At 71.9% G+C, this 2,539-nt stretch carries 1 protein-coding gene and 2 pseudogenes; all 3 read left to right on the top strand.

Translation table 11 applies throughout. The features are described from left to right. Nucleotides 1-117: pseudogene (locus KVT44_RS59710) on the top strand (alpha-glucosidase C-terminal domain-containing protein); the annotation flags it as partial. Between the two features lie 66 nt (nucleotides 118-183). Then, nucleotides 184-1,665, top strand: coding sequence for a phosphotransferase (locus KVT44_RS55380; RefSeq protein WP_217576815.1), 1,482 nt, complete (start codon nucleotides 184-186; stop codon nucleotides 1,663-1,665). A gap of 59 nt (nucleotides 1,666-1,724) precedes the next feature. After that, a pseudogene (locus KVT44_RS55375) lies at nucleotides 1,725-2,539 on the top strand (1,4-alpha-glucan branching enzyme); the annotation flags it as partial.

The following is a 2,539-nucleotide window of genomic DNA, read 5'->3' as shown; positions in this document are numbered from 1 at the left end:
GGGGTGCGATTCCCGGCCATCGGAGAGCTGCCGTACTTGCTCACCCTCGCGGGCCACGGCTTCTACTGGTTCCGGCTGCGACGCGCGATCACCCCCGGCACCGCCAGGCGATCCTGACCGCACGTGATCGCACGTGATCGTGTGCCCATCGAAGATCGCTTGCCTCTGAAAGGACGTGTCGCCATGCCGAAGACCGCGTTGCACCGTCCGGGCAGCCATGCCCCCGCCGCCCTGCTCACCTCGCTCGCCGAACTGCTGCGGCAATGGCTGCCGCGGCAGCGCTGGTTCGCCGGCAAGGGCCACCCCGTCACCGGTCTGAGCGTGGTGTCGTCGACCGAGCTGTACCCGGGCTGCCTGCATCTCCTGATACGCACCGAACACCTCGGCGGCTCCGACCCCGAAGGTCCCGGCACTCCCCCGCCCGACGACTGCTATCAGCTCCTGCTCGGCGCACGCGAGGTCCTGCCACCCCGGCTCGCCCCCGCCTTCATAGGCCGTCCGAGCGCAGGCCCCCTGGCCGACCTCAGCGTGTACGACGCCTTCCACGATCCCGACGCGGCGGGTCTGCTCCTGGAACGACTGCGCACGCCCGGGGCCGCGGGACCGCTGCTCTTCGAGCGGGATCCCCAGGTGACGGTCCCCTGCGGTCTCGCCCCCCGGCTCCTCGACACCGAGCAGTCGAACTCCTCCCTCGTGTACGGGAACTCCTTCATCCTGAAGGTCTTCCGCCGCGTCCAGCCGGGCATCAACCCCGACCTGGAGGTGCCCTGGGCGCTGGCCCGGCAGGGCTGCACCCGCGTACCCGCCCCCGCGGCGTGGTTCGGCACCTCGCAGCCGCGGGAGGCGACACTCGGGGTGCTCCAGCCGTTCCTGCGCGACGCCTCCGACGGCTGGACCCTGGCACTCCAATCACTCACCTTGGGCGGGGAGTTCACCGAAGAGGCATATGAACTCGGTCGGGCCACCGCCGAGATACATGTGGCGCTGGCGGCGGCGTTCCCCGTACGAGCGCCCAGTCCGTTGCAGCACCGGCAACTCGCGGCCTCGATGAGTGAACGGCTCGACACCACGGCCCGCTCCGTGCCCGAACTCCGGCCGTACGCGGCGGGGCTGCGCTCCGCCTTCGACGCGCTCGCGGCACTCGACGCGGCGATTCGGCCGGCGCAGCGGATTCACGGCGACCTCCACCTGGGGCAGGTGCTGCGAGCCGGGCGGCAGTGGTCCGTCATCGACTTCGAGGGCGAGCCGGCCCGTCCGCTCACCGAGCGCCGACGCCTCCAGTCCCCCGTACGCGATGTCGCGGGCATGCTGCGCTCCTTCGACTACGCAGCGCGCTCCCGCCGGCCGTGGCGCCCCGAGTGGGCGCAGCGCTGCCGGGAGGCCTTCTGCGCGGGGTACGCCGCCGCGGCCGCGTGGGACCCGCGCGAGGAGCCCGAGCTGCTGCGCGCGTACGAGACCGACAGGGCCGTGTACGAGGTGCTGTACGAGGCGAGGCACCGGCCCGACTGGCTGCCGGTCCCGATGGCGGCGGTCGGTCGCCTCGCCGAAGGCGCGGAGGAACCGCGTGGCGAACACCCCACCGAGCGTCCTGCCCGACGTCCAGCCGACCATCGCGTCGAGCATCACGCCGAACACCGCGTCGAACGTCCTGCTGAACGCCTTTGACGACGACCCGGAGCCCAGGATCCATCCGCCCCACCGCTTTCCCCGAGGAGGCTGAAGCCGTGGCAGTTCCCACCACCGCCGTTGGCACCAGGCCGGTAGCCGCGCTGGACGCGACGGACCGCGCGCGCCTGTTGTCGGGCGCCCACCACGATCCACACGCGCTGCTCGGCGCACACCCGGTACCGGGGGGTGTCGTGTTCCGCGTGCTGCGACCGTATGCCGAGGCCGTCGCGGTGGTGGTGGACGGCCGCCGCACGGAGCTACGGGGGGTCGGTGACGGCCTCTTCTCGGGCGTCCTGCCGCTCGACACGATCCCCGAATACGTGCTGTCGGTGACGTACGCGGGCCACGCGTACGAGGTGCACGACCCGTATCGCTTCCTGCCGGCGCTGGGCGAGGTCGATCTGCATCTGATAGGCGAGGGACGCCACGAGGAGCTGTGGCGGGCGCTCGGGGCTCATCCCCTGACCCACCAGGGCGTGACCGGCACCCGCTTCACGGTCTGGGCACCCAACGCCCAGGGGGTCAGGGTCTGCGGGGACTTCTGCCACTGGGACGGCACCGCCTACCCCATGCGGTCGCTCGGTTCCTCGGGCGTCTGGGAGCTGTTCATGCCCGGCATCGGCGAGGGAACGCCGTACAAGTTCGACATCACCCGGCCCGACGGTACGCACACGATGCGCGCCGACCCGATGGCCCGCCGCACCGAAGTGCCTCCGGCGACCGCCTCGATCGTCACGGAGTCGTCCCACGTGTGGACGGACGAGGAGTGGATGGCGGGGCGGGGCGCCCGTCCCGTGCACGAGGCACCGCTGTCCGTGTACGAGGTCCACCTGCCCTCCTGGCGCCCGGGCCTGACCTACCGCCAACTGGC

The organism is Streptomyces sp. GbtcB7 (assembly GCF_019091445.1).
In the GTDB taxonomy this organism is placed as follows: domain Bacteria; phylum Actinomycetota; class Actinomycetes; order Streptomycetales; family Streptomycetaceae; genus Streptomyces; species Streptomyces mirabilis.
The sequence above is the reverse complement of the archived record's forward strand: the minus strand, read 5'-3'. Positions and strand labels throughout refer to the sequence as shown.